The sequence below is a fragment of the Rhizobium sp. SRDI969 genome, assembly GCF_025152725.1.
GTDB classification, from domain to species: domain Bacteria; phylum Pseudomonadota; class Alphaproteobacteria; order Rhizobiales; family Rhizobiaceae; genus Rhizobium; species Rhizobium leguminosarum_I.
This window is the reverse complement of sequence record NZ_CP104037.1, coordinates 109842-134923: the sequence shown is the minus strand read 5'-3', so window position 1 is coordinate 134923 and position 25082 is coordinate 109842. Positions and strand designations below refer to the sequence as shown.

Genomic DNA, 25082 nt, shown 5'->3' with positions numbered 1-25082 from the left:
AAGCGGATGCATGCGCGCCTACATAATCGGTAACGTCGCCATCGACGAAACCATCGCCGTCGCCGAACTTCCCGTCATCGGCGCCTCGATCCTCGGCAATGCCGGGGGCAGCGATCTCGGCGGCAAGGGTACGAACCAGGCGGTCGTCATGGCTCGCTGCGGCGTTCCGACAACGCTGGTGGCGCCCGTCGGCAGGGATGGGATGGCCGATATGATACGCCGCTACCTCGCGGACGAGCCGCTTCGGAGCGAGTTGATCGAAATGGAAAATGCATCGAGCGATGTCTCGATCATCTTCCGGCTGCCGAGCGGCGAAAATGCCATCGTCACGACGACGGAATCGGCGCAAAGCCTGTCCCTCTCCCATGTCAGGCGGACGCTGTCGGCGGCCGGTCGCGGCGATTTCATGATGCTGCAGGGCAATCTGTCTGACCAGACGACCCGCGACATTCTCGAACATGCAAGAGCGATCGGAATGGTCACCGCTTTCAATCCCTCGCCGGTGCGCGCCTATTTCTCCGATCTTTGGGGATTGATCGACATCGCCTTCCTCAACAAGGGCGAGGCGCAGGCCCTGACGGGAACGACGGGCAGGGATGCTGCCGAATATCTGCTGAGCCGAGGGCTGCGCGAAATCGTCCTGACGCTGGGCGGCGACGGCGCGACGCTGGTGAATCGGCATGATAGCATCGAAGTGCCCGCCCAGGTCTGCGATGTTGTGGATACAACGGGCGCAGGCGATACCTTCATGGCCGCAGCACTTGCATCCTGCGCGCTGCGCGGACAGCGGTTGGACAGGCTAGCCATCGAACACGCAGTGGCAGCCGCAGCCATCACCGTCTCAAGACATGGAACAAGAAAGGCGTTTCCGACCATTTCCGAGCTTGAAACGATCCTGCGATAATCCGCTCGGCATGAGCGCGCTTCATAAAATCATCATCGGCCTCTGCGAAGGGATGGGCTCCTTGCGATTCACTCCGTCGTATCCAGCAGCATCCGGACCTTTCTCATGACATCTTCCCCGATTTCCGCGCGTCTTTCCCCGACCGCCTCGTTCCGCCTTGTCGTGCTTGCCGAAACGGTATTGAAGGCGGGCGAAACTGCCCGCGGCTCCCTGCGGCGGCGCAGATCCCAGGAGATGCTCGCCAAGGCGCCGCGCGACTATCAGACCGAAATCGATCTCGCCGTCGAGCAAATCATCGTCGACGAGATGACGAAGGCCTTCCCGGACTACGCCATCCAAGGCGAGGAAGCCGTCGGCAACCGCACGGCGGGTCCGGAAACGCCGATCATCTATATTGACCCGATCGACGGCACGACGAATTACGCCTGGGGCGTTCCGCATTTCGGCATGACGATCTCGATCGTCGAAAGCGGCAGGCTCGTCATGGGCGTCGTCTATGACGCCATGCAGGACGAGCTGTTCAGCGCCGAGATCGGTGGCGGCGCCTATCTGAACGGCGAGCGTATCCACTGCGCCGATGTCGGCGACGTCGAGAACGTGCTTGTCGGCGCCGGGCTGCCGATCCCTGGCCAGGTCACGGCGGTTGCGGAAGAGACCTATTTCGAGGCCATCAAACGGCTGATGGCGAATACGGCGGGTGTGCGCCGCCTCGGCTCGGCGGCCCTGTCGATCGCCTATGTCGCCTGCGGCCGACTGGACGGATTCTTCGAGGACGGGCTCGCGATCCATGATTTCGGCGCCTCGGCTCTGATGGTCGAAGAGGCCGGCGGCATCGTCACCTGTTTTTCCGGCGCTAAGGTTGTCGGAAAGAGCGACATCCTGGCTGCCAGCAAGGCGCTGCATCCCTGGCTGCTGGAAGGCTTCCAGATCAGGACGTGAACCGATGCATTCCGGCGCAATTATCCCGGTTTCGCATAGGCGAATGCCGCGCCGACAACTGTGTTGGCGCGGTACTAGAGGACGATGCCTATGGGCGGTTTTCGGACGACATCATCCTCTATTTATTTGATTTAGATGCTGATTCAGATTTTAGGCCGAGCCGGCCTAAAATCATCAGCATCTAAGCGGCCAATGCTTCGTCATCGTCAGCGAACATCCGGGTCAAGCTGAGGAAGCAAATCATCCCAGACTGGTGAGTGATAATTCCTTCACAGTATGAGCGGTCCTGCGAACTGACAATCTCTGGAGCCTGTTGCAGATCATCGGCGTTGATCGAAAGCATATCGGTGACCTGATCCACCATAAGGCCGATCGGTTTGCCGTGAACTTCAGCGACCACGATTGCGCTGCGTTCGGTCGCTTCCGACGAAGGCATCCCCAGCTTGCGACATAAGTCGATGGTGGGAATGACGACGCCTCGCAAGTTAATGATGCCGACCATTTCCGGCGGCGCGTGCGGGATCGGCGTCGAAGCTGCCCATCCACGTATCTCTCGAATGGAGGTGGTTTCGATACAGAAGCTCTGACCATGTAATTGGAATGCAATGATTTCGAGAGACGTGCGTCCATCGCGATTTCTGGATATCGACGCCATCAGAACTCCTCCCAGCTGCCGCCGCCTTTGAGCGCCACATTGCCGCTGAATGCTCGGGCAACCTTCGCCGTCATCTGACGGGCTGGCGACGGCATAGCCCGCAAATGCCGGTCGGCTGCAACCGGGACGGCGCGAGGTGCACCGGCACCTGTCCCGATGTTGAACTGACCGAGGAGATCGAAGAGCTGATCTGCTTCCTTGGCAAGGCTATGCGCCGCGGCCGTCGTCTCCTCGACCATGGCGGCATTCTGCTGTGTGCCCTGGTCCATCGTATTGACGGCGGTGTTGATTTCCTTGAGACCCGTTGCCTGCTCTTTGGAGGCTTCGACGATGGCGCCGACATTACCGTTGACCTGGACGACCTGGGTCACGATTTCCTGCAATGCCTTGCCGGTGTTACCAACCAATGTGACACCGCTTTTGACGTGTTCGTTCGAGGCGTTGATCAGCTCCTTGATTTCCTTTGCCGCCTTGGCCGATCGCTGGGCGAGTTCGCGAACTTCCTGAGCGACGACGGCGAAGCCCTTGCCAGCGTCGCCGGCCCGGGCCGCTTCAACACCGGCGTTGAGCGCCAGAAGATTGGTCTGGAATGCGATCTCGTCGATCACGCCGATAATGTTGGCGATCTCGCTGGCGGACTTTTCGATCTTGCCCATTGCGTCGACGGCTTGACTGACAATGTTGCCAGAATTTTCCGCGTTCTCCTTGGTCTTGCGAACAAGCTGCCCTGCTTCCTGGGCGCGGGAACTGGAATCAGCGACGGTGGTTGTAATCTCCTCCAGCGCAGCGGCCGTCTCCTCGACGGAAGCAGCCTGCTGCTCGGTACGCTTGGACAGATCGTTCGAGGCAGATTGTATTTGTTGCGATGCCGCAGCGATGGCGCCAGCATTCTGCGAGATTGTCTGCATTGTAACGCGAAGCTTCGATGAAGCGTCGTTAAAATCAGCGCGCAGTTTCTCCAAGGCGGGCAGGAAGGGCATGGCGATGGTCTGCATCAGATCGCCCTCCGACAAAGCCTTTAGCGCTCCCGCGAGCTGGTCGACATTTCCGACGCGCGTGGTGACATCGGTCGCAAATTTGACGACCTTGAACACCTTGCCGTTCATGTCGAAGATCGGATTGTATGATGCCTGGATATGGACCTTCTTGCCGCCCTTGCCGATGCGCAAGAACTCATCCGCAACAAATTCTCCCGCGGCAAGCTTCGTCCAAAACCGACGATAATCTTCACTGTTGCTATAGCTTGGCTCACAGAACATCGAGTGATGTTTGCCCTGGATTTCCGCCAGCTCGTAGGCGAGTGTCATCAGGAAATTCTCATTTGCGGTGAGAATATCGCCTTTCGGAGTGAACTCGATGACTGCCTGGGCGCGCGAGATGGCGTTCAGCTTACCGCTATCTTCGGCCGCCTTGAGCTTCTGCGCGGTGATATCGGTCGCGAATTTGACGACCTTATACGGCTTGCCTCCGCTAGAGACTGGGTTGTAGGAGGCCTCGATCCAGACCTCCGTGCCGCCCTTGCCGATGCGCTTATATTGCCGTTGATCGAACTGGCCGCGCGCTAGTTTTGCCCAGAAGTCTTTGTAGTCGGAGCTGGCTGCCTCAGCCGGATCGACAAAGAGGCGATGATGTTGACCGACGATCTCGGAAAGCTGATAACCGAGCGCCCGGCAAAAGTTTTCGTTCGCGGTGATGATTGTACCGTCCAGCTTGAACTCGATGATCGCCTGAGACTTGCTCATCGCTTCGAGAACGGCCCTTGCATCGGCGCCTGCGCCAAATCCCAACATTCATTCCTCCATAGTTTCACAATGGCCAATTATCGCAGGCGGGAAGCCATCAAATACCATCACTTTTGATAGGGCCAATTCTTAAATGAAGACATTTATAATATGTAAATGTACGAATGCATTCGTGTAAGATTCGCGCATTTCTGTTTGAATTGTTTGAGATAATCGAAATGGCGGTCGCTCCGCACAACCACGGATACATAAAAAGCCCACGGAAAAAGCAGAATAAACTTTAACTTTAGTTCGAAACACCGGACCTGGCATCAGATCACACGGCGCGAGCCGGCGCAGTCAACAGCTTGAAGCGCCGCTCATGCCGAATCAAAGGCATGTATTCGACTTGATGCACTCACCGACATACTGCGGCAGGATCTGCAACTCGGAATGGACAAGCTCATTGTGACGGAAGATAAAAAAGCGGGAGAAGCACGGCTCGACCCTCATCCCGGCCCGGATCCGATCGTCCGGCGCCACCATCGCCTTCAGACGGGTGCCGTCGGCAAGATCGACATCGACCATCTTGTGGGTGCCGAAATCGACGATGCGATGGACTGTGGCGGCATCGACCCGGTCCGAGGAACGGATCGTCAGTGCTTCCGGACGGGCGGCAAGCGTCACCGGCCCATCCTCGATGGGAACCGCAAGCGGGAACAGCGGATGCTCGCAGACGCCGTTCCTGGTGTGACTCTGAACAAAATTCATCGAGCCGATGAAACCGGCGACGAAGGCGGTCTCCGGCTGCCGATAGATGGTGCTCGGCGGACCAATCTGTTCGGTGCCTCCGTCGCGCATGACGACGATGCGGTCTGCGAGCGCTAAGGCCTCGTCCTGTCCATGGGTGACGAAGAGCGTGGTGATGCCGAGGCGCTGCTGGATATCGCGCACTTCATCCCGCAGCCTTTCGCGCAGATGCTGGTCAAGGCTGGCGAAGGGCTCGTCGAGCAAAAGGATCTTCGGCTCAAGCACCAGCGAGCGGGCGAGGGCGACACGCTGCTGCTGGCCGCCTGACAGTTGCGTCGTCATCCGGCCGCCGTAATCGGCAAGACCGACCAGCGCCAGTGCCGCCTCGACACGCTCACGGATTTGCGCTTTCGGCAGCCGGCGGAGCTTCAGGCCGAAGGCGATATTCTGGAAGACATTCATGTGCGTCCAGAGCGCATGGCTCTGGAATACCATGCCGGTCGGGCGCCGCTCGGGCGGCAGGCTCGTCACATCCTTCGCATCGATGCGGATGCTTCCGCCGCTCGGGCGCTCGAAGCCGCCGATCATCCGGAGAAGCGTCGATTTGCCGGATCCGGATGGGCCGAGCAGGCAGACGAGCTCGCCGTCGCCCACTTCGAGCGAGAAATCGCGAACGGCAAAGGTGGTTCCGAATAGCTTCGAAACGCCCTCGATCGAAAGATGCGCCATTGTCAAACCCTTCCCCGAATTAACCTCACGCGCCGAAGCCTCTCGCAAAGGCACCGGTACCGATCACCCGGCGCGCAAACATCAGCGCGATGAAGGACGGCACCCACAGCATGACTGACAGTACGGCGCCATATTGCACGACGATCTGATTGTTGATGAAACTGATCATCAGCACCGGCATGGTGCGGACCTGAGGCGCGCCGATCAGCCAGGCGCCTTCGGTCTCGTAGAAGGTGCCGACGAAAGTCAAAAGCAGTGCAGCTGCGATCGTGGGTCCGGCCTGCGGCAGAGTGATCGACCAGAAGACACGCAGCGGCGCGGCACCCGCATCGCGCGCCGCCTCTTCCATGCGCCGGTCGACATTCTGGAAGGCTGCGACCGGAATCCAGATCATCAGCATCAGCGTGCCGACAAGCTGGATCAGCACGACGCCCCAGAAGGTGCTGATCAGGCCGAGTTGCAGGAAGATGCCGGCAATGGCGACGAGCAGGCCGAATTTCGGGAAGGCATGCGATGCCAGAAACGACAGGAACAAGATGTTCCTGCCGGGAAAGCGCATGCGCGCGAAGGCGTAAGCCGCGGGAAGGCAGATGACGGCGGAAAGAATGGTGACCGTCGTCGTCAGCCGCAAGCTGAGGAAGAGCGCGTCCCAGACATCCGGACGCGCCAACGTCTGGCCCCAGAAACGCAGGCCGAACTGCTGTGGGATCACCGAGGGGTAACGCCAGATCTCGGTGAAGGCCCATGTCCCGACGACGATCAGCGGCAGCGCGATGAACAGCGTCAGCAGGCAGGCGAAGAGCAAGCCGATCCAGTCGAAGCGCAGGCCGAAGCTCGATCTGCCGGCACTCATGGCCGGGCCTCGCGGTTGCGGGCGATCGACCTGATGTAGAGAATGCCGAAGACTAGGCAGAAGCCGAAGGTGATGACGGCCTGGGTCATGGCGTTCAGCGGGTCGTTCATGTCGGCAAAGGTGCGCTGCATGAACGGTCCCATCATCTCCGGCGATGCCGAGCCGAGCACATAGGGCAGGGTGAAGGCAGAGAAGATGCCGAGCACGGCGAAGGACGCGGTCACCAGCAGGGAATTGCCCATGCGCGGCAGGATGATCGAGATGAACACCCGGAGCGGCCTTGCACCGACATCGCGGGCGGCTTCGATGGCGCTGTTCGAGACGGAGGAGAGCCCTGATGTCAGCATCAGCACCGTCAAGGGAAGATTGTCCCAGACGAGGCCGATGACCGGCCCCCACGGCGTCAGGTAGGGCGTGCGCAGCTTGGGCAGGCCGATGGCGTTCAGCAGCAGGTCGACGGTGCCGTTCGGCCCGATGGTGCGGATCAGCGCATAGGCCAGAATGATCGACGGCACGAACATCGGGAAGATCGCGAGAGCCTGCACATAGGCGGCGAGACGCCCTTGCGAAAACCGGAGGTAGAGCGCGATCGGAAGACCGATCGCCAGAAGCAGAATGCCGCAGACGGCAGTGGTCCAGAGCGTCAGCCACAGATTGCCGAGGCTGTAGCCGTCGGTGAAGAAGAAGCGATAGGAGGCAAGCGAGAATTCCGTCGCGCCGTCAGGGCCTCGAACGAAGATCGTGCCGAGGACCGCCGAAAAGATCGGAAAGACGATCAGCCATGACAGCAGGAGGACCGGCAGGGCAACGAGGAGGAGCCCGATCGAGCTCCCCCTTCCCATGGACCGGTGACGGCGCAGAACCGCCGGCGCAGTGTCAGTGGACATCAGGTGCGGCTGATGCCCGGCGCGACGTTGCGGTACCAGCCGTCGGCGATCGCCTTTTCCCAATCGCCGCCCGGGAAGGTCGGGATGGTCGAGGGGATGACGTCGGCATATTTCTTGCGAAGATCGTCGGCGATATGATCCCAGGAGATGGCGGGGAAGCCGCCGATCTCGGTGATGATCGCTTCTTGCATTTCCTTCGTCAGCATGAATGCGGCCAGCTTCAACGCCGCATCCTTGTTGGCGCCGTTCGAGAACACGGTGATGCTGGAGAAGCCGCCGCAAAGGGCAAGATCGGTAAGCTGCACGAGGCCGGTTGTATCAGGCAGCACGCCCTGCGAGATCGCCTGCAGCACCTGGTCCGACCAGACCGGCACCATGGTAACGACACCCTGGGCGAGCAGCTGGATCGACTGGGTGTTGCCTGATGTATAGGCGCCCTTGTCGTAGAGCGCGGGCGCGAGGTCGTTGAGGATCTTCCAGGCCGGCGTCAGCGTCTCAGTGGCCAAGTCGGCTGTGAAATTATCGATCTTGAACTTCTTCGGATCGCGGCCATTGGCCTCATGGATCGCGCGGCGGACGAAATTTCCGCCTGAACCGCCCTTGTCGGGACGGTTGTAGATGAACTGGCCCGGATTGGCCTTGATCCATGCGGTGAGCTGATCCCAGCTCTTTGGCGCATCCTTCGGATCGAGCTTGGTCGTGTCGTAGGCGAGAAGCACCTGCGAACCGCGATAGGGAAGGGAGTAGGGGGTATCGAAAGCAAGCGGGTTGATATGCTCGTAGCCTTCGATGTTCTCGGCGGAGAATTTGACCCAGAGCCCGGCATCGATGCCGCCGGACGGCAGGCGCGGATCGAATTGCTCGAAAAGGTCGGCCTGCGGATCGGTCTTCGTCTTCAGTGCGGCGAGCGCACGGTCGCCGATGGCGCGCAGACCATTATTGTCGCCGGCATCGGTCACCTTCAGCGCAACACCCGGATGCGCCTTTTCGAAGGCCGGGCGGATGACGTTGTTCAAGAGGTCGACGATGTTGGCATCCGAACCGCTGTAGAGATCGATCGTGCCGGCCGCAGCCGATGCGAAACGCGGAAGAGCCAGCAGACCGGCTGCAGCTGACGATGTGATCAGAAATTCGCGTCTATTCATAACCGTCTCCATCAGGTGTCGAGGCTCAGCCTCCGCAGGATTGTCCAAGGCTTTGCTAGCGCCGGCGCGTAACATCGACATGACAGGATCAGGCGTATAGGCAGGGAAATTGCACAGCTGTGCTGATTGCCCCGAGTGGAAATCGGCGGCAGGAGATACTATCTCTTGCGGAAAAGGAGATATCCAATGACCGAAGAACGTGCAGTCCTCGCCGGTGGTTGCTTCTGGGGCATGCAGGACCTCATCCGCCGATATAAGGGCGTGATTTCGACCCGCGTCGGCTATACCGGCGGCGATGTGCCGAATGCCACCTACCGCAACCACGGAACCCATGCCGAGGCGATCGAGATCATCTTCGATCCCGCAAGGATCAGCTATCGGGAAATCCTCGAATTCTTCTTCCAGATCCACGACCCAAGCACGCGCAACCGCCAGGGCAACGACGTTGGCTTGAGCTACCGCTCGGCAATCTTCTACGTCACCCCTGAGCAGGAGCGCGTCGCCAGGGATACGATCGCCGATGTCGATGCATCAGGCCTGTGGCCCGGCAAGGTCGTCACCGAAGTCGTGCCGGTCAGCGATTTCTGGGAGGCCGAGCCCGAACATCAGGATTATCTGGAGCGGATTCCGAACGGCTATACCTGCCACTTCGTCCGGCCCGGCTGGAAGCTGCCTGTCCGTCAGAAGATCGCCTGAAATTGATCAGAGCTCCATCGCCGCACGGCTGGTTTCCAGAAGTGCGGCGATGAGATTTGCCCGTGGCGAGGATCGCGTCGCGACGATGCCGACGGTGCGCACGGCGGACGAGCGGGGCAGGGGCAGCTTGAGGATATTAAGCCCAGCCGGCCAGGGCGGCGCCCAATCCGGCACGATCGAGATTCCGAGACCACGGTCTACCATCACCGCGATCGCCTCCAGCGCGTCGAGCTCATAACGCTCGACCGGATGGATGCCGATCTCGCGCAGATATTCATCGGCGATGTGACCACCCCACTGGTTGCGGTCGTAGCGGATGAAGGGCAGGGTCTGCAGCAATTCAAGCGGATCCGCCCCTTCGCAGTCCCGCGGGACGATCAGCACCAGGGGTTCCTGGCGCAGCGTGTTGAAGGTCAGCGTCTTCTGCATCGGAAAGCGCGGTTCGATGATGAAGGCCACATCCAGCGCGCCGTTCAAAACCTCGGCATAGAGATCCATCGAAGCGCCCGGCTTGAGGAAGATTTCGATCAGCGGATAGTCTTGGGCCAGACGGTGAAGAATACCGGGAACGAGGCCGGTCAGCGCCGTATTGATCGCCCCGATCCGCATCTCGCCGGAAATCGTCGCGGTGCCGGCCATTGCCTTCAGGTCGCGTGTATCGCGCACCAGATCCCTGCAGCGGTCCAGAATGGCAAAACCCGCCTCCGTCGGCCGCATCACGCGGCCGGAGCGCACCAGCAGCCGCACCCCGAGCTCGGCCTCCAATGCTCGGATGCGCTGGGCAACGGCCGCAGGCGTGAGGTTCAGCCGCTGGGCGGCCTCCGCCAGCGAGTGCCGCTCGGCGACGACGATGAAAGTTTCGAGAAAACGTGTGTCCATCGATAGTTTTTCTATCTCCTGAACGAAGCAGAAGCCATATTTTATTTACGATCCTTTGCTCCGAAAGATGGCTCGACCATACGAGGAGACTAGCGGAATGGATTTCGGCCTGAAGGACAAGATGGCCCTGGTGCTTGGCGCCGGCGGCGGACTGGGCAGCGCGATTGCCGCCAAGCTTGCGCGTGAAGGCGCCAGAACTGCCGCGGCGGATATCGATCTCACCGCCGCTGAGAAGACCGCGGCTGCGATCGAATCCGAAGGCGGCAAGGCGCTGGCGCTGCAATGGGACCTTTCCGATCTCGGTTCGATCGATGCCCATGTCGCTGCAATCGAGCGCCAGTTCGGACCGGTCGATATCCTCGTCAACAATACCGGCGGCCCACCTCCGACCACCGTCTCCGGTCAGGATCCGGCGGTCTGGAACCAGTATTTCCAAAGCATGGTGCTTTCCGTCATCGCCATTACCGATCGCGTGCTGCCGCAGATGCGGGCGCGCAAATGGGGGCGCATCGTCACCTCGACCTCGTCGGGCGTGGTCGCGCCGATCGCCAATCTCGGCATCTCGAATGTGCTGCGGCTGTCGTTGGTCGGCTGGTCGAAGACACTGGCGCGCGAGGTCGGGCGCGACGGCATCACCGTCAACATCGTCCTGCCCGGCCGGATCGCCACCGGCCGCATCACCTTCCTCGACGAGCAGAAGGCCAAACGCGAAAACCGCTCCGTCGATGACGTCGTCACCGAGAGCACCGGCAGCATTCCGCTCGGCCGCTATGGCCGGCCGGACGAATATGGCAATGTCGTCACCTTCCTGGCAAGCGAACCTGCCTCCTATCTCACCGGATCGGTGATCCGCGTCGATGGCGGCATGATCCAGAGCATCTGACAGAAACCGAAGTGGAACCGATACCCGATGGCCCTCAGCGCTGAAGCGATAGCAACCCTCAAGACCGTCTCGACGGCGACACTGACGACCGTTCTTCTCAAGAAGGGCCTGCGGAACGTCTGGATCCGCGGCGCCGTTCCGCTGAAGCCCGGCCAGCCGCGCATCGTCGGTCCGGCCTTCACCCTCCGCTTCGTTCCGGCCCGCGAAGATCTGGCGACGCCGGCATCCTGGGCCTCGCCGATCTCGACACGCGCCGCGATCGAGGCGATGCCGGAAGGCTGTGTCGCCGTCGTCGACGCGATGGGCGTCACCGATGCCGGCATCTTCGGCGATATCCTCTGCGCCCGCATGCAAAAGAGAGGCGTTGCAGCCCTCGTCACCGACGGCGTCGTGCGCGACCTTGCCGGTGTGCTCGACACCAACCTGCCGGTCTGGTGCCGCGGCGTCTCGGCCCCGCCTTCGGTCGCCGGCCTCACCTTCGTCGCCTGGCAGCAGCCGATCGGCTGCGGCGGGGTTGCAGTCTTTCCCGACGACATCATCGTCGTCGACCAGGACGGCGCTGTGCTGATTCCGGCCGATCTGCTCGAGGCGGTGCTTGATGAAGCGCCGGAACAGGAGCGCATGGAAGCCTGGATCATGACCAGAATTGATGAGGGTGTGTCGCTGCCCGGCCTCTATCCGATGAACGCCGAAACCAAGGCGCTCTATGAGGCTTCGAAGAAATAGGCTGCAGGTCGGGGCGTTCTTTACTCGGCGTCATCCTCGGCCTTGTGCCGAGGATCTGCTGAGCCGGCTGTAGATACTCGGGACAAGCCCGAGCATGACGAAAGAGGAGTTGGCCGATTTGGTCAACAGTCAGACGGGTCGCAGCTTCGCGACCTTTTTGCTGACCGATCTAAAGCTCCCGCGGTAAGCAGGAAAGCTTCCGTCGCAGCTCAATACCGAGGCACATAATCCAACCCGCCGTCGATCTGTGCCGGGCGTCCGTCGAGGAAAAGCTCGCTGATGCGCGGCGCTGAGCGAGCGATGACCTTGCCGCGGCGGATTACCGCCAGCCGGTTGGGTTTCAGCCGTAGCGCTTCCAGTGTGTCGCTCGCCTGAAGGATGACGAGGTCGGCGTTGCGTCCCTTTTCCAGGCCGTAGCCTGCAAGCCCCATCGTCTTCGCCGAATTGACGGTCAGCGCGTCGAAGATCCTCTTCTTGTCGTCGATGCCGGCCATCTGCGCGACATGGATCGCCATATGGCCGACCTCCAGCATGTCGCCCGATCCCATCGAATACCAGGGGTCCATCACGCAGTCGTGCCCGAAGGAGACGTTGAGCCCGGCATCCATCAGCTCCCGCACGCGAGTCATGCCGCGGCGTTTCGGATAGGTATCGTGCCGGCCCTGCAGCATGATATTGATCAGCGGATTGGGGATGACGTTGATCTCGGCCTCCACCATCAGCGGAATGAGCTTGGAGACATAATAATTGTCCATCGAATGCATCGAGGTCAGATGCGAGCCGGCGACGCGCCCTTGCAAGCCGAAGCGGATGGTTTCTGCAGCCAGCGTTTCGATATGGCGCGAGAGCGGATCGTCGGTTTCGTCGCAATGGATATCGACCGGCAGGCCGCGATCGGCGGCGATGCGGCAGAGCGCCTCGACCGACGCCGTACCTTCTCCCATCGTCCGTTCGAAATGCGGAATGCCGCCGACGATATCGACGCCCATGTCGAGAGCGCGGTTGAGCGCATCGATCGCGCCCGGCGAGCGGTAATAACCATCCTGGGGGAAAGCGACCAGCTGCAGATCGATATAGGGCGCGACCTTCTCGCGAACCTCGATCATCGCCTCGACGGTCACCAGCCTGGGATCACTGGTATCGACATGGCTGCGAATGAAGAGCAGCCCCTGGGTGACCGCCAGATCGCAATAGCGCAGGGCACGATCGACCAGTTCCTCCTTCGTCACAATCGGGCGCAACTCTCCCCAGAGCGCGATGCCTTCGAGCAGGGTGCCGGAGACGTTCATGCGCGGCAGGCCGAGCGACAGGGTGGCGTCCATGTGAAAATGCGGATCGACAAAGGGCGGACTGACGAGCCGGCCGGTTGCGTCGATTTCTTCCCCCGCCTGCGCCTGGAGAGTGGGCTCGACAGCGATGATCTTGCCGCCCTGGATGCCGATATCGACCCCCTTTCGGCCATCAGGGAGATTTGCATTTCTGACGATCAGATCGAACATCGGAGCCTCATTGAGTGTGGGCGGTTTCAGCGTTCGCCGCGGCGATAGGGCTGCATCAGCGCCTGCGGAACGCGGGCGCGGCGGGCCATCACGGCAAGAGCGGCAATGGAAAGGATATAGGGCGTCATCAGAAAGAGCTGATAGGGCACGAGCCCGCTCAGCGCGGTTTGCAACCGAAGCTGAAAGGCATCGAAGAAGGCGAAAAGCAGGGCGCCGAACAGCGCTCGGCCAGGCCGCCAGGAGGCGAAGACGACGAGCGCGATGCAGATCCAGCCGCGCCCCTGCACCATGGTCGGGAAGAAGCTGTTGAACGCCGACAATGTCAGGAAGGCGCCGCCCATTCCCATCAGCGCGCTTCCGGCAATTACCGCGCCATAGCGCACCTTCATCGGATTGACGCCCTGGGCTTCCGCCGCATGCGGATTTTCGCCGGTCATGCGGATTGCAAGGCCGACTGGGGTGCGGAAGATGATGTAGGCCATCAGCAGGGCGATCATGATCGCGAGATAGGTCGGCACCGTCTGGGTGAAGAAGGCCGGCCCGATGAAAGGCAGCGTCGATATGCCGGGAATGGCGATCGGCTGGAACGGCACGATGGTGGGCGGGGTATTGGCAAGCGGCACGATCAGCCGGAAGACATAGTAGCTGAAGCTGGAGGCAAACAGTGTGACGCCGAGACCGGAGACATGCTGGGAGAGGCCGAGCGTCACCGTCAGCTCCGCATGCAGCAGGCCGAAGACGCCGCCGGCCACCGCCGCAATCAGCAGGCCGGTCCAGAGATCGGCGCCGTGATAGACCGAAAGCCAGCCGATCATCGCACCGAAGGTCATGATGCCTTCGATGCCGAGATTGAGCACACCGGCCCGTTCGCAGAGCAGGGCGCCGAGCGTGCCGAAAATCAGCGGCGTGGCGATCCGCAGGATTGCCGCCCAGAGCCCGGATGAAGCGATGATGTCGAACAGTTGCATTATCGCCGGATCCTGTATTGGGTAAAGAACAATGCGATCAGCATCGTCAGCAGCGACAGCGCCACCGTGACATCGGCGATATAGGTCGGGATGCCGAGGCCGCGGCTCATGCCATCCGCACCCACGAACATGGTGGCGGTGAAAATGGCGGCGAAGACGACGCCGATTGGATTGAGGTTGGCAAGCATGGCGACAACGATACCGGCATAGCCGAAACCGGGCGACAGATCGGTCGTCACATAACCCTTGACGCCCATGACCTCGATCGCTCCGGCGAGCCCCGCAAGCCCGCCCGAGAGACAGGCGACCTTCACCAGCGTTCTGCCGAGCGGGACGCCGGCGAAGACGGCCCCGCCGGGATTGAGGCCTGCGGCGCGCGACTGCATGCCAAACACGGTGCGCGACTGGATGAAATGGACGACGATGGCCAGCGCGATCGCGATCGCAAAGCCGATATGCAGGCGCGAGCGGGCAATCAGCTTCGGCAGCATGGCGTGATCGCTGACGGATTGCGACTGCGGCCAGCCGAAGGCCAGCGGATCCTTGAGGACGCCGTCGATCAGCATCGAGACGAACAGCACGGCGATGAAATTCAGCAGCAGGCTTGTGACGACCTCATCGACGGAGAAGCGCAGCCTAAGCCAGAGCGGGATCAGGATCAGCACCATACCGGCAATGGCGCCGACCAGCAGCAGCAGCGGAATGAGGATGGGGGCGGGAAGATCGCCGAACAGTTTGGCGCTTGCCGCGGCAACGGCGATGGCGCCGAGATAGAACTGACCCTCGGCGCCGATATTCCAGAGTCGCGCCCGGAAAGCGACGGCGGCAGCAAGCCCCGTCAGCATCAGCGGCGTTGCCCGCGTCAGCGTCTCGGTCGCCGACAGTCGCGAACCGAAGGCACCCGTCAGGATGCGCCAATAGGCATCGATAACAGGCGCGCCGGCGATTGATATCAGGATGCCGGCCAGCGCCAGCGCGGCAATCACCGCGATCACAGGCGTGACGATCAGCAGATAGAGCGGACGGTGTTCGCGGCGCTCAAATCGCATGGCCGGCCTCTGGGCTTTCCTGCCATTCGCCGGCCATCATCAGCCCCAGCCTGCGGGCGTCGGCGCTTACGGCCTCGACGGGCGGGGACAGGCGGCCGCCGACGATTGCCTGGATGCGATCGGCAAGCGCGATCACCTCGTCGAGGTCCTCCGAGATCAGCAGCACGGCGGTACCCTGGCGGCGGGCTTCGAGCAGGCGCGCGTGGACAGCGGCCACGGCCCCTTCGTCGAGACCGCGCGCCGGCTGCGCGGCAATCAGGATGCGCGGCCGCCGATGCAGGTTCCGGCCGAGAATAAGCTTTTGCATATTGCCGCCCGAGAGCAGCCGGGTGCGGATGGCCGGGCCGCCGCCGCGGACATCGAATCCGTCGATAATTTCCCTGGCAAAGGCCATGCCCGCCTTGCGGTTGACGAGGCCACGGCGCGAAAAACCCGGTGAGGCGATGCGCTCCAGCACGGCGTTTTCCCAGATCGCCATTTCGCCGATCACGCCCTCCTCATTGCGATCCTCGGGAATACGGCCGATGCCGGCTTCGACGACATCGGCGACACCGAGCTTGCCGATCGCTTCCCCGAACAGCAGAAGGTCGCCGGCACTGCGCGCCAGCGTGCCGGAGAGAAGATGCGCCAGTGCCGCCTGGCCATTGCCGGAAACGCCGATAATGCCGAGGATCTCGCCCTGGTGCAGCCGGAAGCTGATCGATTTCAATCGATCGACGCCGTCGATACGCACGGTCACATCGGCGGCTTCAAGCGCAACGGCGCCCGGTGTCGACGGCTCGCGCACGGGCCGCGTCACGCGGCGTCCGACCATCAGTTCGGCCAGTTCCGCCTTGCTGGTGTCCGACGCCCTGCGTTCAGCAACCATCTTGCCGCCGCGTAAAACCACGATGCGGTCGGCCGCGGCCATCACCTCGTCGAGCTTGTGCGAGATGAAGATCAACGACAGCCCCTGGCGGGCCATTTCCCTTAGCGTTGTGAACAGCCGCTCGGCCTCGATATTGGTCAGCACCGCCGTCGGCTCGTCGAGGATCAGGATGCGGGCATCGTTGTAGAGCGCCTTGAGGATCTCGACCCGCTGCTGCTCGCCGACCGACAGGTCGCCGAGGCGCGCATCCGGATCGACCTTGAGCCCGAAGCGCTCGGAAATTGCGAGCAGCTTTGTCCGCGCCGCTGTTGTTCCCGAGCGCCAGGACCACAGTCTTTCTGTGCCGGCCATGACATTTTCGAGAACGCTCAGATTGGGCGCCAGCGAAAAATGCTGATGCACCATGCCGACGCCGGCGCGGATCGCCGCACGCGGCTTGCCCTGCGGAACCTCCGCACCCTCGATCAGAATTCGCCCGGCATCCGGCATGTAATGGCCGAAAAGGATGCTCATCAGCGTGGTCTTGCCGGCACCATTCTCGCCAAGCAGGGCCACGACCTCGCCCTTGGCAAGCGTCATGGAAATATCGTCATTGGCCAGATTGTCGCCGAAGCGCTTGCTGACGCCGATAATTTCCAGCACAGGCCCGGTCATGACGGCAATCCCGCAACGGGAAAACGGTGCTGCCATCGCCCCTCGGCCTCCAGGCGTGCGGCAAGCGACAGGAGACGCGGCTCGTGACCCATCGGCGCCATGATTTGCACCGGCAGCGGCATGGCGTGCACATCCTGTCCGAAAGGCAGTGTCAAAGCAGGAAAACCCGAAATATTGGCGAGGCAGGCAAGCGGCGCAAATGCCGCCATCCGCTCGAGATGCAGATCCGTGTCGGCATGATCGGATGGAAAGGAGCCGATCGCAAGAGGCGCAGAGGATAGCATCGGCATGAGGATGCAATCGACGCTGTCGAACAGTGCCCAGAGGTTACGGCTCACCAGGACGGCATCGTTCAGACTGTTCCAGAGCGATGTCGCGGAAATCGCTCGTCCCCGCGCAGCAAAGGCCTGCGTCAGAGGCTCGGCCCTGCTGTCATCAAGCGCCGCTGCCTCGATGAGTGCTGCAAGATTGACCGAGACGATATCGGCGAAGGCGCGGCCGCTTGAAGTGACGCTCCATTCGAACTCGGCCCAGCTCAGCGGCACGATAAGGTGTCCGTCGCTCTCGAGGGCACGGGCCGCATCCTCGACGGCTCCGCGCCGATCGCTCTCTGTCGGGTAGTCCGACCCGGTATCGGCGAGCAGACCGATCCGCAAACGGCCGTTATCGCTATCGACAGGGGAGGGGTCGGGAAAAGGTCCTCGCGATTTGCCGGCCAGCCTGTCGAAGATCAGCGCCGTATCCCGCACGGAACGGCAGATCGCGAGTTCACTCGCAATGCCGGCGAGGTGGTTACCGAAGGAGGGGCCGCCGGGGATGGCGCCACGCGTCGGCTTCATCCCGACAAGGCCGCAGCAGGCGGCGGGTACACGGATCGAGCCCCCGGCGTCGGTGGCATGCGCAATCGCGACGATTCCGGCGGCAACCGCTGCCGCCGCACCGCCGGAGGAGCCGCCTGCGGTCCGTGCCGGATCGAGTGGGTTGCGGCAGATCGGCCCGATCGCCGGTTCGCTGGCGAGCGACAGGCCGAATTCCGGGCTGGTCGTCAGGCCGAACAGGCAGAAGCCGGCGTTGCGGAAACGAGCAGCGAGATCGGAATCCGCTTCGCTGCCCTTTCTTTCGAACAGGTAGGAACCGGCCGTCACCGGCAGCCGGGCGAAGGGGCCGCCGAGATCCTTTGCCAAGGTCGGCACGCCGGCAAAGGGCCTGGCGGCAAAGCGATCGGGGTCGCCTTGCCGTTCCCGGTCGCGGTCGTCGGCCGAGGCGAGGCCCATGGCGACATCGAGATAGGCGATCGCGCCGAGCGGCTCTTGCAGCACGGCTGCGGCAAGAGAAGCCTGCATCGCCTCCGCAGCGCTCAGCTTGCCATGCCTGATCGCTGCCGCCAGATCCGTCGCATCGCCCTGCATGATCCGAATTACTTCGGCTCGTCCATCTTCTTCGGAACTTCGAAGGTGCCGGCCTTGATCTCCGCCCGCTTGGCCTCCATCGCAGCCTCGGCATCGGCGGGCGCCACGCCCTTGACGAAGACGATATCGCTGCCGCCTTCCTTCATCAGGCCGTAGGACGTGTAGTTCCTGCCGACCGGCTTTCCGGCCGCGACATCGGCGATGGCGGCATTCAGGATCGGGCGGAAATACCACATGGCGTTGGCGAACACCGTATCGGGATAACGCGGCGTATAGTCGATCAGCGAGCCGACCGATTTGATGCCGCGCTCCTTGGCGGCATCGGCGGTGCCGATGCGCTCGCCGAACAGGATATCGGCGCCGGCGTCGATCTGGGCAAGACCGGCTTCACGGGCCTTCGGCGGATCGAAGAAGGTGCCGATGAACGAGACAAGATGCTTGGCATCGGGATTGACCGCCTTGACGCCGGCCGCGAAGGCATTGATCAGCATGTTGACCTCGGGGATCGGAATGGCGCCGACCGAACCGACGACATTCGACTTGGTCATCTTGCCGGCCAGCATGCCGGCAAGATAGGCGCCGTCATGGTTCCAGGTGCCGAAGACACCGAAATTGTCGCCGGCCTGCTCACCGCTCGAACCCAGCACGAAAGCGGTATCGGGATAGTCGGCTGCGACCTGCCGGGCCTCTTTTTCCACCGCATAGGCCTCGCCGATGATCAGCTTGTTGCCCTGTTCGGCATATTCGCGCATGGCGCGCGGATAATCGGTGCCGGAGACGCCTTCGGAGAAGACATATTCGATCATGCCTTCCTTAGCCGCGTCCTGCAGGGCTTTGTGCAGACAGGAATTCCAAGCATTTTCCACCGGCGACGCATGAATGCCGGCAACCTTCAGTGGCGCAGCCGCCCTTGCCAGCGGGGCGAAGCCGCTGACGCCGAGCGCAATGCCCGACGCAATCACTGCCCGGCGTGAGATCAGCATGTCTTTGGTCATTGTTTTGCTCCCCTTTTTTTACCATTTGGTTCAAAAATCATAGTAGCGCCCAAAAACGTGTCAAGCGGTAAACGGGCTTAAAAATCAGGCTGTTCGACCCATGCTCGCCGAAGCGCTGAGGCGATGGGCTGGATTTACAAGGTGTTATATCTTGGCGTGAGGACATCGGCAGGATATGCAAGCATCACTGGGGTTGGGGAACATGAAATGGGGGAAGAAGAGGACGCCTCTCGGCGACCGATCGCGAGCCGGTCGTCGTCCTGGGCCATCGGCCTCAGCGCGTGGCTGGCGCGGAGCGGCGCGACACCGAACGGCATTTCGCTTTTATCGGTCGTATTCGCGGGTATAGGCGCAGCGCTCATTGTTTTCACAACACATCCGATTGCCATGGTTTGTGCCGCGATCTCGGTACAACTGCGGCTCGTCTGCAATCTGCTGGATGGAATGGTCGCGATCGAGGGCGGAAAGAAAACCAAGAGCGGGCCGATCTACAACGAATTCCCAGACCGGGTCGCCGACAGTCTGTTTCTGATCGCGGCTGGTTATGCCTGCGGCTTTGGCTGGCTTGGCTGGTTGTCTGCGCTGCTCGCAACCCTTACTGCCTATATCAGGGTGTTCGGCGGATCGGTGGGCCTGCCGCAGGATTTCAGCGGCATCATGGCCAAGCAACGCCGCATGGCGGTGCTGACAGCGGGTCTCCTTGCCCAGAGCGTTGAGACGCTGATATCCCCCAGCCATTGGTCGCTGATCCTTGCATCCGCGATCATCGCGGCTGGCAGCCTCGTCACCTGCATCACCCGCACGTTAAGGCTGAAACATTCCCTGGAGAGACTATGATCGCGATTATCCGTCGGTTTCTCGTGCTGCTCGTCCGTATCCTGGTCGGCGCCCGAAGCGAGTGGCGGGGCTGCGCGCCCGATCCCAGCCGCCGCATCTATTTCGCCAATCACAACAGCCATATCGATACCGTCGCCGTCATGGCCGCCTTGCCCTGGCCGGTGCGCCGGATGACCCATCCGGTTGCGGCGCGCGATTATTGGGGAACGAGCGCCTTTCGCCGTTTCATCGCGGAGAAAGGCCTGCGCGCCGTCTTGATAGACCGCAAGCCTCTGCCCGATACCGACCCCCTGGCTCCGATAGAGCGCCTGCTTGAGGAGGGGCGCTCAGTCCTGATTTTCCCGGAAGGAACGAGAAGCACCACCGATGAGATCGCCCCGTTCCGCAGCGGCATCTTTCGCCTTGCCTGCCGTTTCCCCGATGTCGATCTGGTGCCGATCCATCTCGACAACCTCCAGCGCATCCTGCCGAAGGGAAGCATGCTGATCGTGCCGATCACCTGCACGGCACGCTTCGGTAAACCGCTGCGCGTCGAACCGGGCGAGGAAAAGGCTGAATTCCTGGCGCGCGCCCGTGCCGCCGTCATCGAACTCGCGGATGGGGGACACACGGCATGACCAGTATGTTCTCTCTCGTGCTGGCCGCTATCCTCGGCCTGCTAGCCGTCGCCTCCTCCATCGGTTTCATCCTTCAGCGACGCGCGACGGAGCCCGGCTCCGTCGCCACCGTCCATAATCTGAACGCCCGCATCCGCTCCTGGTGGATCATGGTCGCAGTCTTTGGCGGCGCGATCCTGTTCGGCGAAACGTCGACGGTCACGCTGTTCGCATTTCTATCCTTCATGGCGCTTCGCGAATTCTGGACGCTGACGCCATCGCGACGCGGCGATCATCTGGCGCTTTTCCTGTCGTTCTTCGTGGTCCTGCCGATCCATTACGTGCTGCTCGGAACCGAGTGGTACGGCCTCTTCTCCATCTTTATCCCGGTCTATGCCTTCCTGATCCTGCCGGCGGTGGCGACCCTGACCGGCGACGTCAACGAATTTCTCGCCCGTAGCGCAAGGGTGCAATGGGGATTGATGCTGACGGTCTATTCGATCAGCCATGCTCCCGCCCTCCTCATGCTGGAGACCGATACGCCGCCGGCACTTCTTCTCGTCTATCTGGTCGTGGTCGTGCAGCTCAGCGACGTCTTCCAGTATGTCTGGGGCAAGCTCCTCGGAAAGCACCGGTTCTCGCCGAACATCAGCCCGTCGAAGACGATCGAAGGGCTGGTCGGAGGCGGCGCCTCGGCCATCCTCGTGGGAACACTGCTATATCGCCTGACGCCGTTCTCGCCGCTGCAGGCAGCTGCCATCAGCACGGTCATCGTCGTCGCCGGCTTCTTCGGTGGTTTCGTGCTCTCCGCCATCAAGCGCGATCTCAATGCCAAGGACTGGGGCTATGTGATCGAGGGTCACGGCGGCGTGCTCGACCGTCTGGATTCCATCACCTTCGCAGCGCCGCTGTTCTTTCATATCATCCGCTATTGGTTCACCGTGTAGAAAATTGGTTCTGGCTAAAACCGGTCGATCTCCTCGAGGCTATCGAACAGCCGGCGCTGAACATCCCGCTCCTGCATGCTGATGGCGGTCATCAGCTTGCCCATCGTGCCCCGCAGGCCGTGCAACTGGTCGACCAGGTCCATGATGACATCGACGCCGGCTTCGTTGACACCCATGTTTCCCATGAGATCCAGGATCAACCGGGCGCGTGCGACATCGGCGTCCCGAAATTGCCGTTGGCCGCCTGACGTCTCCGGGATCAGCCAACCCTCTTCGACCCAGAGGTCGAGCTGGACGATATCGATTTTCAAGTAAAGACGGAATTCGAGATCATCCATGATCAGGCCTCCATGTTCTTTCTCGGATCGTATGGGTTAGCCGTCGCCCATTCCTCGATGAAGGACTTCAGTCGTTCATCCGGGGCATCGGGCAGCACGATCTTCAGGGAGATGTAGACGTCGCCATGTTCGCCGCCGCGTTTTGCAACACCCTTGCCCTTGAGACGCAGCACCTTGCCGGTGTTGGAATGAGGCGGCAGCGTCAGATTGACAGGTCCTGACGGCGTCGGCACACGAACCTTGCCGCCGAGCACGGCCTCGCCGAGCGAGATCGGCAGTTCGAGCCGGATGTCGTCGCCGTCGCGCGTGAAGAAGCGGTGCGGCCGCACACGGATGTCGATGAGGGCATCGCCCGCCGGCCCGCCGCCGAAGCCCGGCTCGCCCTTGCCGCGCAGCCGCAAAGTCTGGCCGTCGCGCGTTCCCGGCGGGATCTGTACATCGAGCGCTAGGCCCTCCGGCAGCTTGATCTCAGTCCTGGTGCCGTTGACGGCGTCGAGAAAGCCGACTTCCATCGAGAAATGGCTGTCCCGGCCACGACTGCGGGCCTGGCCGCCGCCGGTACGTCGCGAAAAGAAATTGGCAAAGATATCGTCGGCATCACCGAAATCGGCAAAGCCTGCGCTGTTGTGATAGGGGTCGCCAGGGCCGCTCTTCGAGGCATAGTCACGGTAATAATTGCGCTGCGCCCGCTCGGCACCTGTTATATCGATCTCGCCGCGATCGAAGCGTCCGCGTTTTTCCTCGTCGCTCAAGATCTCGTAGGCGGTTGAAATTTCCTTGAACCGTGCCTCGGCTTTTTTGTCGCCGGGGTTGAGGTCGGGGTGAAGTTTCTTGGCGAGCTTGCGGAACGCGCTTTGAATGTCCTTTTGCGTCGCATCCCGCTTTACGCCCAGAAGCTCATATGGATCCTGGCTCATGCATCTCTCCGGTCAGGCAGCGAATACTGCTGGTTGGCTTGGGGATGATATAGGTTGTCGGGCCGGCCCCGGGGAGGGGAGGTCGTTCGTGATCGACTTCATCAATCCGCAGCGGAGCTAGAGCAACGCCGCGTCTTCCACTTGAGGCGCCGAGCCTTGATGCGTGGGATCGGGTCGCCGGTCGATGAGAACCGAGCACCCGGCGTGGCGCATGACCTTGTCGACGATCGAGGAGAAGACGTAGTCGGTAATATCCGTCATATGGGATGAAAGCAGGATGAGATCAGCCGACTTCTCCCTTGCGACGGAGACGAGCAGGGAGGCGGCAACGCCGACGCGCACCTCGATCGTCGCCTGAATACCCATCTCCTTGCAGAGCGATGCAAGTTTCTTTTCTGCGTCGACGATGGCGGTCGTTTCGAATTCCTCGGGGAGCTCCGTCAGGTGACGGCGCGGGATATTCTCGATGACGTGCATGAGGACGATGCTTCCACTTTCGTCCACCAGCGCAGCAGCCCGGCGCAGAAGGCGGCTTGCCGTTTCCCTGGAACCCATGCCGATGCCGCAGATGATCGTCCGATACATTGAAATCCATATCCTTGAATGCGAATGATAGCACCGATCATACCGGTGTCGACCGTCCCGACATTGACGAATATCAAGCAAAGGTGCCGCAACGGCGGCGCGCATGAAACGGCCAGCTGCTTCGGAACGGACCTCCGGCTGAATCGTCGCAGTTGACGGCAGGGCCCTCGGCAACATTTTTCACCTGATGTCGTCACTGATTGAGGTTCACATGCCGAATTTTGCGATTATCGGATCGGGTGCGATGGGAAGTGCCGTTGCCAAACGACTGATCGATCACGGCGCCACGGTGCTGACTTACCTCGAGGGCAGAAGCGAGCGGACGATAGCGCGGGCAAAGGCAGCCGGCATGGTGCCTGTCGGCAGCCAGGAGCTGACGAAGGCCGAGCTGATCCTGTCGATCGTTCCGCCGGCGGAGGCGGTCAAGGTCGCCGAATTCGTCGCGGACATATCATCCGCCATGTCGGCGCCGCCGCCTTTCGTCGACCTCAACGCGATTTCGCCGAAAACGATGCGGGCGTTGGCAGCACGCTTCGAAGACAGCGGCGTGGAGGTGCTTGACGGTGCGATTATCGGCGGGCCGCCGGTCCCCGGCAAATCAGGTCCGACCATCTATATCAGCGGCGATACCGCGGGGCGAAGCCAGCCGCTCGAGGATTGCGGCCTCAGGATCCGCAGGCTCGACGGACCGCTCGGCGCCGCTTCGGCACTGAAGATGTGTTATGCCGGCATCAACAAGGGATTTATCGGCCTTGGCGCCGCCATGCTGCTTGCCGCATCGCGTTCGGGTGCGGCCGAAAGCCTGAAGGCCGAGCTCTCCGAAAGCCTTCCCGACGTCGACCGCAAGCTGTCGAGTTCCATACCCGACATGTATCCGAAAGCCTATCGGTGGGTTGCCGAAATGCAGGAGATCGCCGATTTCCTCGGCGAGGATGATCCGGCCGCGACCATCTTCCGCGGCATGGCGGACGTCTTCTTCAGGATGGCCCGAGACGTGGAGGGCAGCCGCGTGCTCGTCGGGCAGTTGGACGAGATCCTCGCGCGCCCCGACTTCGATCGCTGACCGCGATAGCCTTACAGGTGCTTGGCTACGTCCATTCGTTGATGGAGGATGCGCACGATGATGATCTGGCCCGCATCATTGCTTTGGAAATACAGAAAATGAGAGCCAACGGAGACCTTTCTGTACCCTTTCCGAATATCTGAGGGGCGGCTCATCCGTGTTCCCTCCGCCAGATCCTGACAGGCGTCTCTTATGTCCTGAACATAACGCTCTGCCTGATCGACATTCCAACTCGTCGCTGTGTAATCCCAAATCTTGTCAATATCGGTTTGCGCAGCGGGAGAAAATATGATGTCGGTCATTTCGCCTTGAACGCCGCCCGTTTGCGAGCGTTGAACGCATCGAAATCAAAGGGCGTGGCAGGGCCGGATTCCTCGCCTTCAATCAAGGCATCCTGTAATGCCTTCACTTTGGCTTCGTGTTCTTCAAGTAGGCGAAGGCCGGCCCGAACAACGTCAGTGGCTGAACCATAGCGGCCAGCCTGAACTTGCGTATCGATGAAGCTGGTGAAATGCTCGCCGAGCGATATGGACGTACTTCTGGCCATGCTGAATCTCCTTTAAGCCAATATACCAATTTTTGGTACATAA

At 61.5% G+C, this 25082-nt stretch carries 27 protein-coding genes; 9 read left to right on the top strand and 18 right to left on the bottom strand.

Translation table 11 applies throughout. The annotated features are described in order from the left end of the window. Positions 1-10: 10 nt before the first annotated feature. On the top strand, positions 11-904 hold the full coding sequence (locus N2A41_RS27805) for a ribokinase (RefSeq protein WP_260111717.1): 894 nt from the start codon (positions 11-13) through the stop codon (positions 902-904). Positions 905-1009: 105 nt separating this feature from the next. Further along, positions 1010-1843 carry an inositol monophosphatase family protein gene (locus N2A41_RS27800; protein ID WP_260111716.1) on the top strand — a complete coding sequence of 278 codons (834 nt, stop codon included), beginning with the start codon at positions 1010-1012 and terminating at the stop codon, positions 1841-1843. A gap of 181 nt (positions 1844-2024) precedes the next feature. Here N2A41_RS27800 and N2A41_RS27795 read toward each other — a convergent pair whose 3' ends face one another. The 6 genes from N2A41_RS27795 to N2A41_RS27770 form a co-directional block, all read right to left on the bottom strand. Then, entirely contained in the window at positions 2025-2498 is a 474-nt protein-coding gene (locus tag N2A41_RS27795; protein ID WP_260111715.1) for a chemotaxis protein CheW, read from the bottom strand. Then, positions 2498-4288, bottom strand: a complete 1791-nt coding sequence (locus N2A41_RS27790) for a methyl-accepting chemotaxis protein (protein ID WP_260111714.1) — start codon at positions 4286-4288, stop codon at positions 2498-2500. Before N2A41_RS27790 ends, N2A41_RS27795 begins: the two co-directional genes overlap by 1 nt. Before the next feature lie 321 nt (positions 4289-4609). Continuing rightward, positions 4610-5698, bottom strand: coding sequence for an ABC transporter ATP-binding protein (locus tag N2A41_RS27785; protein WP_260111713.1), 1089 nt, complete (start codon positions 5696-5698; stop codon positions 4610-4612). A 25-nt stretch (positions 5699-5723) separates the two neighbouring features. Then, positions 5724-6551, bottom strand: a complete 828-nt coding sequence (locus N2A41_RS27780; RefSeq protein WP_260111712.1) for an ABC transporter permease — start codon at positions 6549-6551, stop codon at positions 5724-5726. Then, positions 6548-7438, bottom strand: a complete 891-nt coding sequence (locus tag N2A41_RS27775; RefSeq protein WP_260111711.1) for an ABC transporter permease — start codon at positions 7436-7438, stop codon at positions 6548-6550. Before N2A41_RS27775 ends, N2A41_RS27780 begins: the two co-directional genes overlap by 4 nt. Next, on the bottom strand, positions 7438-8583 hold the full coding sequence (locus tag N2A41_RS27770) for an extracellular solute-binding protein (RefSeq protein ID WP_260111710.1): 1146 nt from the start codon (positions 8581-8583) through the stop codon (positions 7438-7440). Before N2A41_RS27770 ends, N2A41_RS27775 begins: the two co-directional genes overlap by 1 nt. 186 nt (positions 8584-8769) lie before the next feature. On the opposite strand from N2A41_RS27770, the gene msrA reads away from it, so the two are divergent. Then, a complete protein-coding gene (msrA, locus tag N2A41_RS27765; RefSeq protein WP_012760071.1) occupies positions 8770-9279 on the top strand; it encodes a peptide-methionine (S)-S-oxide reductase MsrA in 510 nt (169 codons plus the stop codon). Between the two features lie 6 nt (positions 9280-9285). Here msrA and N2A41_RS27760 read toward each other — a convergent pair whose 3' ends face one another. Next, the gene (locus N2A41_RS27760; RefSeq protein ID WP_260111709.1) at positions 9286-10158 is read right to left on the bottom strand and encodes a LysR family transcriptional regulator; all 873 of its coding nucleotides are present in this window, start codon (positions 10156-10158) and stop codon (positions 9286-9288) included. A gap of 97 nt (positions 10159-10255) precedes the next feature. Here N2A41_RS27760 and N2A41_RS27755 point away from each other — a divergent pair, with 97 nt between their 5' ends. After that, positions 10256-11041 (top strand): SDR family oxidoreductase, encoded by a 786-nt coding sequence (locus tag N2A41_RS27755; protein ID WP_260111708.1) that lies wholly within the window; start codon positions 10256-10258, stop codon positions 11039-11041. A 27-nt stretch (positions 11042-11068) separates the two neighbouring features. Then, positions 11069-11767: a ribonuclease activity regulator RraA gene (locus N2A41_RS27750; protein WP_260111707.1), complete on the top strand. Its 699-nt coding sequence runs from the start codon at positions 11069-11071 to the stop codon at positions 11765-11767. Between the two features lie 209 nt (positions 11768-11976). Here N2A41_RS27750 and N2A41_RS27745 read toward each other — a convergent pair whose 3' ends face one another. The 6 genes from N2A41_RS27745 to N2A41_RS27720 are packed head-to-tail and all read right to left on the bottom strand — an operon-like array spanning position 11977 to position 19209. After that, positions 11977-13266: an amidohydrolase family protein gene (locus N2A41_RS27745; protein ID WP_260111706.1), complete on the bottom strand. Its 1290-nt coding sequence runs from the start codon at positions 13264-13266 to the stop codon at positions 11977-11979. A gap of 26 nt (positions 13267-13292) precedes the next feature. After that, positions 13293-14237, bottom strand: a complete 945-nt coding sequence (locus tag N2A41_RS27740; RefSeq protein ID WP_260111823.1) for an ABC transporter permease — start codon at positions 14235-14237, stop codon at positions 13293-13295. Then, complete coding sequence (locus tag N2A41_RS27735) at positions 14234-15283, bottom strand: ABC transporter permease (protein WP_260111705.1); 1050 nt, start codon at positions 15281-15283, stop codon at positions 14234-14236. Before N2A41_RS27735 ends, N2A41_RS27740 begins: the two co-directional genes overlap by 4 nt. Continuing rightward, the gene (locus tag N2A41_RS27730; protein WP_260111704.1) at positions 15273-16805 is read right to left on the bottom strand and encodes an ABC transporter ATP-binding protein; all 1533 of its coding nucleotides are present in this window, start codon (positions 16803-16805) and stop codon (positions 15273-15275) included. Before N2A41_RS27730 ends, N2A41_RS27735 begins: the two co-directional genes overlap by 11 nt. Next, entirely contained in the window at positions 16802-18214 is a 1413-nt protein-coding gene (locus N2A41_RS27725) for an amidase (protein ID WP_260111703.1), read from the bottom strand. Before N2A41_RS27725 ends, N2A41_RS27730 begins: the two co-directional genes overlap by 4 nt. Positions 18215-18222: 8 nt before the next feature. Continuing rightward, positions 18223-19209, bottom strand: a complete 987-nt coding sequence (locus tag N2A41_RS27720) for a BMP family protein (RefSeq protein WP_260111702.1) — start codon at positions 19207-19209, stop codon at positions 18223-18225. Positions 19210-19416: 207 nt separating this feature from the next. Here N2A41_RS27720 and N2A41_RS27715 point away from each other — a divergent pair, with 207 nt between their 5' ends. Genes N2A41_RS27715 through N2A41_RS27705 form a run of 3 tightly spaced genes read left to right on the top strand, consistent with a single transcriptional unit; the run spans position 19417 to position 21589 of the window. After that, positions 19417-20046, top strand: coding sequence for a CDP-alcohol phosphatidyltransferase family protein (locus N2A41_RS27715; protein ID WP_260111822.1), 630 nt, complete (start codon positions 19417-19419; stop codon positions 20044-20046). Further along, positions 20043-20663, top strand: coding sequence for a lysophospholipid acyltransferase family protein (locus tag N2A41_RS27710; protein ID WP_017969181.1), 621 nt, complete (start codon positions 20043-20045; stop codon positions 20661-20663). The genes N2A41_RS27715 and N2A41_RS27710 overlap by 4 nt, the downstream gene beginning before the upstream one ends. Next, positions 20660-21589 carry a phosphatidate cytidylyltransferase gene (locus N2A41_RS27705; protein ID WP_260111701.1) on the top strand — a complete coding sequence of 310 codons (930 nt, stop codon included), beginning with the start codon at positions 20660-20662 and terminating at the stop codon, positions 21587-21589. The genes N2A41_RS27710 and N2A41_RS27705 overlap by 4 nt, the downstream gene beginning before the upstream one ends. Before the next feature lie 14 nt (positions 21590-21603). Here the strand turns inward: N2A41_RS27705 and N2A41_RS27700 are convergent, their stop codons facing one another. The 3 genes from N2A41_RS27700 to N2A41_RS27690 form a co-directional block, all read right to left on the bottom strand. Next, positions 21604-21927 (bottom strand): chaperone modulator CbpM, encoded by a 324-nt coding sequence (locus tag N2A41_RS27700; RefSeq protein ID WP_260060111.1) that lies wholly within the window; start codon positions 21925-21927, stop codon positions 21604-21606. A 2-nt stretch (positions 21928-21929) separates the two neighbouring features. After that, positions 21930-22844 carry a J domain-containing protein gene (locus N2A41_RS27695; RefSeq protein ID WP_260111700.1) on the bottom strand — a complete coding sequence of 305 codons (915 nt, stop codon included), beginning with the start codon at positions 22842-22844 and terminating at the stop codon, positions 21930-21932. Positions 22845-22961: 117 nt separating this feature from the next. Further along, the gene (locus N2A41_RS27690) at positions 22962-23429 is read right to left on the bottom strand and encodes a universal stress protein (protein WP_260111699.1); all 468 of its coding nucleotides are present in this window, start codon (positions 23427-23429) and stop codon (positions 22962-22964) included. 211 nt (positions 23430-23640) lie between these two features. On the opposite strand from N2A41_RS27690, the gene N2A41_RS27685 reads away from it, so the two are divergent. After that, complete coding sequence (locus tag N2A41_RS27685) at positions 23641-24492, top strand: NAD(P)-dependent oxidoreductase (protein WP_260111698.1); 852 nt, start codon at positions 23641-23643, stop codon at positions 24490-24492. Between the two features lie 11 nt (positions 24493-24503). Here N2A41_RS27685 and N2A41_RS27680 read toward each other — a convergent pair whose 3' ends face one another. Next, positions 24504-24794, bottom strand: a complete 291-nt coding sequence (locus tag N2A41_RS27680) for a type II toxin-antitoxin system RelE/ParE family toxin (RefSeq protein WP_170256924.1) — start codon at positions 24792-24794, stop codon at positions 24504-24506. Continuing rightward, entirely contained in the window at positions 24791-25039 is a 249-nt protein-coding gene (locus N2A41_RS27675; RefSeq protein ID WP_260111697.1) for a type II toxin-antitoxin system ParD family antitoxin, read from the bottom strand. Before N2A41_RS27675 ends, N2A41_RS27680 begins: the two co-directional genes overlap by 4 nt. Between the last annotated feature and the right edge of the window lie 43 nt (positions 25040-25082).